The sequence below is a fragment of the Candidatus Magnetaquicoccus inordinatus genome (genome assembly GCF_004217665.1).
Taxonomy (GTDB): domain Bacteria; phylum Pseudomonadota; class Magnetococcia; order Magnetococcales; family Magnetaquicoccaceae; genus Magnetaquicoccus; species Magnetaquicoccus inordinatus.
In genome coordinates this window covers 1-8,554 of sequence record NZ_RXIU01000016.1, presented here as the reverse complement: position 1 = coordinate 8,554, position 8,554 = coordinate 1, and the positions used below count along the sequence as shown (strand labels likewise).

At 56.4% G+C, this 8,554-nt stretch carries 6 protein-coding genes; all 6 read left to right on the top strand.

Features of this window, described 5'->3' with window-relative positions:
• The first annotated feature begins 71 nt into the window (after positions 1-71).
• The 6 genes from EJP87_RS02825 (at position 72) to EJP87_RS02800 (ending at position 8,474) form a co-directional block, all read left to right on the top strand.
• Positions 72-1,343 carry an aspartate aminotransferase family protein gene (locus tag EJP87_RS02825; RefSeq protein WP_130470353.1) on the top strand — a complete coding sequence of 424 codons (1,272 nt, stop codon included), beginning with the start codon at positions 72-74 and terminating at the stop codon, positions 1,341-1,343.
• A gap of 26 nt (positions 1,344-1,369) precedes the next feature.
• Complete coding sequence (gene argF, locus EJP87_RS02820; protein WP_130470352.1) at positions 1,370-2,317, top strand: ornithine carbamoyltransferase; 948 nt, start codon at positions 1,370-1,372, stop codon at positions 2,315-2,317.
• 62 nt (positions 2,318-2,379) lie between these two features.
• Positions 2,380-3,597 carry an argininosuccinate synthase gene (locus tag EJP87_RS02815; protein ID WP_130470351.1) on the top strand — a complete coding sequence of 406 codons (1,218 nt, stop codon included), beginning with the start codon at positions 2,380-2,382 and terminating at the stop codon, positions 3,595-3,597.
• Positions 3,594-4,988 carry an argininosuccinate lyase gene (argH, locus tag EJP87_RS02810; RefSeq protein ID WP_130470350.1) on the top strand — a complete coding sequence of 465 codons (1,395 nt, stop codon included), beginning with the start codon at positions 3,594-3,596 and terminating at the stop codon, positions 4,986-4,988. The genes EJP87_RS02815 and argH overlap by 4 nt, the downstream gene beginning before the upstream one ends.
• Before the next feature lie 487 nt (positions 4,989-5,475).
• Positions 5,476-7,584: an SEL1-like repeat protein gene (locus tag EJP87_RS02805; RefSeq protein ID WP_193771083.1), complete on the top strand. Its 2,109-nt coding sequence runs from the start codon at positions 5,476-5,478 to the stop codon at positions 7,582-7,584.
• A gap of 41 nt (positions 7,585-7,625) precedes the next feature.
• A complete protein-coding gene (locus EJP87_RS02800; protein ID WP_130470348.1) occupies positions 7,626-8,474 on the top strand; it encodes a formylglycine-generating enzyme family protein in 849 nt (282 codons plus the stop codon).
• The last annotated feature ends 80 nt before the right edge of the window (positions 8,475-8,554 follow it).

Below are 8,554 nucleotides of genomic sequence, written 5' to 3'. Positions count from 1 at the left end.
CCCCCGTTTTCTTCATCATGGAAAATCGTCTTTGCCGAGCGGTTTTCCTTTTTCGGTTTTCGGGGGTATACATGGGGCAGCAAGAAGTGGATCAGGCATGGCAGACCGCCAACAAGGGGAACAACACCTCTCCCAGCAGCGGCAAAAAAGGCAACTTTGCCTCTTCGGCATTGATGCCCAACTATGCCCGCCTGCCAGTTGCCTTTGTGCGTGGTCAGGGAACCCGCCTCTGGGATGATAGCGGTCGGGAATATCTCGACTTTATCTCCGGTATCGGCGTCAACAACCTGGGACACTGCCCGCCTGCTGTGGTCGCCGCTGTGCAAGAGCAGGTTACCCAGTTGATCCACACCTCCAACCTCTATCGTGTGCCCCTCCAAGAGCAGTTGGCACAACGCTTGGTCGATACCTGCTTTGCCGATCGGGTCTTTTTCTGCAACAGCGGCGCGGAGGCCAACGAAGCGGCCATCAAACTGGTGCGTCGCTACACCCAGGAACGGGATAAAGGACACAAAAGAGCCCAGTCCGGTCGCTATGAAATCATCACCACCATCAACAGCTTCCATGGCCGGACCATGGCGACCCTGACCGCTACCGGTCAGGATAAAGTGCAGCGCGGCTACGAACCTCTGTTGCCAGGCTTTCGCTATGTCCCCTTCAACAACATCGAGGCAGTGGCCAAAGCGATTACCCCGCAAACTGCCGCCATCATGGTTGAGCCGATCCAGGGCGAATCCGGCGTTGTGATCCCTGCCGATGACTATCTCCCTGCCCTGCGTGCGCTTGCCGATCAGCATGGCCTGCTGCTGGTCCTCGACGAGGTGCAAACCGGCCTCGGCCGTACCGGTCGCCTGTGGTGCCATCAGTGGAGCAGCATCACCCCAGACATTATGACCATCGCCAAATCCCTGGCCTCTGGCTTGCCCATGGGCGCCTGCCTGGCTCGCGAAGAGGTGGCCCGTGTCTTCTCTCCCGGTTCACACGGCTCGACCTTCGGGGGCACCCCCCTGGTCAGCGCCGCCGCCTTGGCTACCCTGCATATGCTCCTCGATCAGGGGGTCATCGCCAGCGTCAACGAAAAAGGAGCCTATCTCCTCAGCCGACTGCAACAGTTGCAACAACGGCACGAAATGATTCGGAGTGTGCGCGGACGAGGCTTGATGCTGGCTGTCGAACTCAACTCCCCCGCCGAAGAGATTCTCAGCGTTTGTCTTTCACGCGGGCTGCTGCTCAGTTGCCAAATGGGTACCATTTTGCGCTTTTTACCCCCTCTGACCCTCTCCCAGGAGGAGATGGATCAGGCGGTTGCCATCCTCGATGGCGTCTTGACCGATTCGTTCTAATTGTACTGGTCAGTAAAGGTCGCTCCATGAATAGCCTCTCCTCCACTCCCAAGCGGGATCTGCTCTCCCTGCTTGATCTGAGCACTGCAGAGATTCTGCATCTCTTTGCCCGGGCAAGCATCCTCAAGACAGCCCTGAAGGCGGGTGAAACTGTTCATCCCCTGAAAGGTCGGACCTTGGCAATGGTCTTTGAAAAACCCTCTACCCGTACCCGTGTCTCCTTTGAAACCGGTATGTACCAACTGGGAGGCCATGCCCTCTTTCTCTCCTCCAAAGAGATGCAGTTGGGACGCGGCGAAGAGATCTCCGACAGCGCCCGTGTTCTCTCCCGCTATGTCAACGGCATCATGGTGCGCACCTTTGCCCATGAAAATCTGCTCACCATGGCCCGCTATGCCACTGTACCGGTCATCAATGGCCTCTCCGATGATTTTCATCCCTGCCAGATCCTGACCGACATCTTCACCTTTCAAGAACACCGCGGCCCCATCGCCGGACGCAAAGTGGCCTGGATCGGCGATGGCAACAATGTCGCCCACTCCTGGATCCTGGCTGCCGCCCGCCTCGGCTTTCACTTGGTTATGGCCATTCCCAACGGCTATGAGCCCAAAGCATCGGTGCTGGAAAAAGCCAACCAGGAGATTGCCAAACAGGCTTCCCAAGGCTCCATCACTCTGCTGCGCCAGCCCAGTGATGCTGTCGCCGATGCCGATCTGGTCACCACCGATGCCTGGACCTCCATGGGCCAGGAGCAAGAGCAGAAAAAACGGCAAAAGGCCTTCGCCGACTATTGCGTCGACAGCAAATTGATGCGCAAAGCCAAAGCTGAGGCCCTCTTCATGCACTGTCTGCCCGCCCATCGCGGTGAAGAGGTCACCTCGGAAGTGCTGGACGGCCCGCAATCGGTGGTCTGGGATGAGGCGGAAAACCGCCTGCATGTGCAAAAAGCCATTCTCGAATGGCTGTTGGCGTAAACAAACCATAGCTTGCTTGCGCCTGGTTTTTTTGTTCCTTTGTGCTGAAGAAGAGTCCAAAAATGAATCCTGTACGTAAAGTTGTGCTGGCCTATTCGGGCGGTTTGGATACCTCCATCATCCTGCGCTGGTTGCAGGAAAACTATCAGTGCGAAATCGTCGCCTTCTCTGCCGACCTCGGTCAGGGTGAAGAGCTGGAAGAGGCGCGTCTGAAAGCAGAAAAAATGGGGGTAAAAGAGATCTTTATCGAGGATCTGCGCGAAGAGTTTGTGCGCGATTTTGTCTTTCCCATGTACCGGGCCAACGCCCTCTACGAAGGGGTCTACCACCTGGGCACCTCCATCGCCCGCCCTTTGATCGCCAAAAAACAGATCGAAATCGCCAATGCCACCGGTGCCGATGCCGTCTCGCACGGTGCAACCGGCAAAGGCAATGATCAGGTTCGCTTTGAAATGGGCTATTATGCCCTGCGTCCCAATATTCGCGTCATCGCCCCCTGGCGGGAGTGGGATTTGACCTCACGGGAAAAATTGCTCGCCTACGCTGATGCCCATGGCATCCCGGTCGGACGCGATAAACGCGGCGAATCTCCCTACTCCATGGATCGCAATCTGCTGCATATCTCCTTCGAGGGCAAAATTCTTGAAGATCCCTGGCAGGAGCCCGATGAAGAGATGTTTGTCTTGAGCGTCTCCCCAGAACGGGCCCCGGATCGCGCAACCTACGTAGAGATCACCTTTGAACGAGGTGATGCAGTGGCTATCGATGGCCAACCTCTCTCCCCCGCCAATCTGCTGGCCCGTCTCAACCAGTTGGGTGGCAGCAACGGTATCGGTCGCCTGGATCTGGTGGAAAATCGCTATGTCGGCATGAAATCCCGTGGTGTCTACGAAACCCCAGGCGGCACCATCCTCGGTGTCGCCCATCGTGCCATGGAGTCCCTCACCCTGGACCGCGAGGTGGCCCATCTGAAAGATGAACTGGCACCCCGCTATGCTGCCCTGATCTATAACGGCTATTGGTTCAGCCCGGAACGGCTGATGCTGCAAAGCATGATCGACGCCTCGCAAGCCAATGTCAGCGGCGTGGTGCGCTTGAAACTCTACAAAGGCAATGTGCAGGTGGTCGGACGTAAATCCGAACGCAGCCTCTTTGATCCCACCATCGCCACCTTTGAAGAGGACCATGGCGCCTTCAATCAGGCGGATGCCGGCGGCTTTATCAAACTCAATGCCCTGCGCATGCGTATCGCTACCCTTTTGCAACAGAAACTATCATGAGCAAACTGTGGGGTGGCCGTTTTGCCCAGACCACCGATCAATTCGTCGAACAGTTTACCGCCTCCATCCACTATGATGCCCGGCTCTATCCATGGGATATCCGGGCCTCCATAGTCCACTGCCGCATGCTGGCACGTCAGCAGATTATCCGCCAGGAGGAGTGCGACAGCATCGTCCACGGTTTGCAACAGGTGCAGAAGGAGTTGGAAGCCGGGCAACTGCCCTTCCGGGAAAGCCTGGAAGATATTCATATGCACGTGGAAAGTCGCCTGAAAGAGTTGATCGGTCCCGTGGCCGGCAAGCTGCACACCGCCCGCTCGCGCAACGATCAGGTTGCTACCGATCTGCGCCTCTATCTGCGTGACCAGGTTGATCAACTGCAGGATGGTTTGCGACGCATGCAGGGCGCCCTGCTCGACTTGGCCAACCAGCATGTGGAGACCATCCTCCCCGGCATGACCCACCTGCAAAATGCCCAACCAGTCAGCCTGGCGCACCATCTGCTCGCCTACATGGAGATGCTGCAACGTGACCGTGCACGCCTGCGGGAGCTGCGCTTCCGAATCAATCAATTGCCCCTTGGCGCCGCCGCTCTGGCTGGCACCCCTTTTCCCATTGATCGCCATTGGGTTGCTGAACAGTTAGGCTTTGACGGCATCTGCCGCAACTCCATGGATGCCGTCTCCGATCGCGATTTTGTCATCGAGCTGGCAGCCGCCTGTTCCCTGATCATGCTCCATTTTTCCCGCTTTGCCGAAGAGCTGGTCCTCTGGTCCTCCCCCCTGCTCAGCTTTATCGAACTGCCCGATGGCTTTTGCACCGGCTCCAGCATCATGCCCCAGAAAAAAAATCCTGATGTCCCGGAGCTGGTGCGCGGTAAAAGTGGACGGGTCTTTGGCCATCTCTTCTCCCTGCTGACCCTGATGAAAGCACTGCCCCTGAGCTATAATCGCGATATGCAGGAGGATAAAGAGCCAATCTTTGATACCCTGGATACCGTGCAAGGCTCTCTGCGCGCCTTGACTGAATTGATCCCCGGCATCTCCGTGCATAAGGAAAATATGCTGCAAGCGGCGGCGGCGGGCTTTACCACCGCCACAGATCTGGCCGACTATCTGGTAGGCAAAAATATTCCCTTCCGCGAAGCGCATGAGATTGCCGGACGTATGGTACGCCTCTGCATCGAGCAGAATTGCACTCTCGATAACCTGCCTCTGACCACCATGCAGCAGATTGATGCCCGCATCGATAGCGATGTACACCCCCTCTTGACCCTCTCAGCCTCGGTCAATGCCCGACGCTCTGCAGGTGGCACCGCATTTGCAGCCGTCAGAGAGGCATTGGCTGCATTTGCCAAGTCTCTCGAATCTGAAAGCATGGCCGGCCTTTAACAGCGTCACCTGCCCCATTCTTACTGTCGGTAACGGCAGGGCAATCGCATTTGAAAATCAGAAAATTATTATGGAGGTCCAGGAGGAGATGATCTCCTCCTGGTGGGTGCAGGGCAAAGCCCTGCTGAAAATGTGCGGCGTTTCACAGAAGCGAATGCTTAAGCATTCGCGCACGCCGCACAGATTTGTGCCCAGAAGGGGCACTCTTTGGGAGGGCGGACGCCCGACATACACCGTTTTGCTGGTGGCAACAGTGAGGAAATTGGCAAATGCGATTGCCCTGCGGTAACAGAAGTTTGGCTGTCAATGGCGTCAAAAAGCTGCTATGATCCGTGACAGGATTCAACATCACGTGACAGACGAGGCCCAGGTGAGCAAACCTCCTCTCCCTGCTGCCCACCAACCCAAGCCCATGGCTTGCGGTATGGGCGGCGCGATGTTTCCATCGCGAACATATTTTGCCAGCTTCGGCTGTAGGGCAAACGCTTTGTCACGTGTCGTTGTATATACCCTTCTGGTCGCCACTCTGTTGTTGTCGCTGCCATGGACCCCTGGCGTTGCCCACAGTGCCGAAGGAAAATTACCCATCACCTTGCCGGAAAATGTGCCTACCGGTATTGCTCCCTGGCTCTATGAAGCCGCCAATCGTGGCACCGCCTCTGCCCAAACGCTGCTCGGCCATCTCTATCGGGAAGGCAATGGTGTCCCTCGCAACTATGGCGAGGCGCTGCGTTGGTATCGCAAAGCTGCCGAACAGGGTGATGCCGCTGCCCAAAGCGGTCTGGGACAGATGTATGGCAATGGTGAAGGGGTGTTGCAAGATTATGATGAGATGCTCAAATGGTATCGCAAAGCCGCTGAACAACAAGAGCCAACGGCCATCCGTCTGTTGGGCGATCTCTATAGCCAGGGCATCGGCATCGAACAAAATGAAAAAGAGGCCTACAAATGGTATCGCAAAGGGGCTGAATTGGGCGACGCAGGCGCACAGTTGCAACTGGCAACCCGCTACCGTGAAGGAAAAGGCACCAGTCGGGATCTGAAATCTGCCTTCGACTGGTATCGCAAAGCGGCTGTGCAAGGCAATCAGGAGGCCCAATATTGGTTGGGACATTGGTATGCCACAGGCGAAGTCATCCCCCAGGATTATAAAGAGGCGGTTCAATGGTTGCGCAAGGCCGCTGAACGGGAGATCAGTAAAGCACAATTTGAGCTGGGCCGACTCTACAATGAAGGCAAAGGGGTCAACCGCGACCCCAAAGAGGCTGCCAACTGGTTTCGCAAAGCTGCCGAACAGGGTGACAGTCGCGCCCAATGTCTGTTGGCCTCCTGGCATGAGCGGGGCGAAGTGGTGGCCCATGATGCCAAAGAGAGTCTGCGCTGGTATCGAGCAGCCGCCGAACAAAAAGATGCGGATGGACAATACCAATTGGGACGCCTCTATTTTTTTGGCATCGGTGTCACACGCCAACCGGGAGAAGCAGCCAAATGGTATTATCGTGCCGCCGAACAGGGCCATGCCGAGGCACAACTGCAACTGGCACACGCCTATCTCACCGGACAAGGTGTGCTGCTGGATTATGAAGAGGCCATCCGCTGGTATCGCGCCGCTGCCGAAAGGGGGGTTGTCGAGGCACAGCATAAGCTGGGCACCCTCTACCTCAATGGCTCGGTGGTCAGTAAAAATCTGCCCGAAGCAGAGCTGTGGTTGCGCAAAGCTGCCGAGGCAGGCAGTGCCGATGCCAAATATCTGCTCAAAGAGCTGCATCCCGGGAGCACCGCAACAACAACCGATAAACGCAGTTCTGGCCACAACGACCCCTCCTCTCGCCTGGTCACCACCAACGGAGAGGGCTCTGCCGCCAAAGCCAACCCATCAGAAAACAGCTCCCCCTCCTCCTTGAGCGAATTTCGGGCAGCCGCTGAACAGGGCAACAGCGATGCGCAATATATCATGGGCTATCTCTACTCCATTGGCCGCGAGGATTTGCCACAGGATCCCCCAGAGGCGATGAAATGGTTTCGTCGCTCCGCCGCACAAGGCAATGGCTGCGCACAAATTCGTCTCGGCTGTGCCTATCTGCACGGCGACCAGGTCACACAAGATCATAAAGAGGCGGTCTTCTGGTATCTGAAAGCGGCTGAACAGGGACGTGCGGTCGCCCAATATCAGTTGGGACAGCTCTATGCCCAGGGCAAAGGGGGAATCAACCGCAACTGGACAGAGGCTATCAAATGGTATCGCAAGGCGGCTGAACAGGGCGACCGGGAGGCGCAATATGAGTTGAGCGATTTTTTCCTGCATGGCAAAGGGATCGCCCAGGATGAAAAAGAGGGGATCAAATGGTTGCGCAAAGCGGCCAAACAAGGCCATCCCAGAGCACAAATGGAGATGGGTCTCTTTTACAGCCGTGGACAGGGTGTGGCCCAGGATCTCATCACCGCCCATATGTGGCTCAATCTGGCCGCTGCCCAAGGTATGGATGAAGCGGTTTCCCGTCGTAATGATCTGACCAAAAAAATGACCACCAGCGATATTGCTGCCGCGCAACGCTTGGCACGCGAGTGGGATGGCCAACGTTCTGCAACACCCTGATCCTCTCGCACCGCTATATCTTCTCCAGCATACAAATCATCATGCGCACTCGTTATAAACTGCTCCTTATTTTACTCTTGATGTTGGCTCTGCCCAATTTGGGATATTTTTCCATGCTGCTTGTGGCCGTACCAGAGTTTTCCCTCTTTCACAGCGGCAAACAGAGCACCAGCAACAGCGCCTCCCCCATCACCTCAGTCCGTGATGCCAATGGCATGGAGTTTATTTTGATTCCACCAGGACGCTTTCTTATGGGCACTCCATTTGCTGCCGATGTCAGTGAAGATGAAATGCCTCAGCATGAAGTGGTCATCAGCCAACCCTTTTATATGGGACGCTATGAGGTCAGCCAAGGGGAGTGGGAAGCGGTGATGCGCAATAATCCCAGCGAGTTCAAGGGCGCCGACCGCCCGGTGGACAGCGTCAGTTGGGAAGAGGTGCAAACCTTTCTGGCCAAACTCAATGAACGTGCGGGTGCCACTCTGTATCGCTTACCAACCGAAGCGGAGTGGGAATATGCAGCACGCGCCGGCTCCACCACCAGTCGTTATTGGGGAGATGACAGTGCTGCAATGGAACGCCATGCCTGGTTTGCTGGCAACTCTGGAAAAAGGAGCCGTCCCGTTGGCCAATTGCAAGCGAATGCCTGGGGGCTCCATGATATGTTGGGCAATGTCTGGGAGTGGTGCCAGGATTGGTATAGTCCCAAAACCTATGCCAACGGCAAGGTCACCAATCCTCAGGGAGCAGCAGAAGGAAGCAGTCGGGTGATTCGCGGCGGCGGCTGGAACAGCTATGCCAGCCATATCCGTTCTGCCTACCGCTTTGAATTAAACCCGGCACACCGTCGGCGCAATCTTGGTTTGCGCCTGGTCATGGAAAAGCAATGATTATTGTAACTATTCACCACCCAAAACAACTGCGGGTCCAGGGAGGGCACCTCCCTGGCCGGGTCCAGGGATGGAATCCC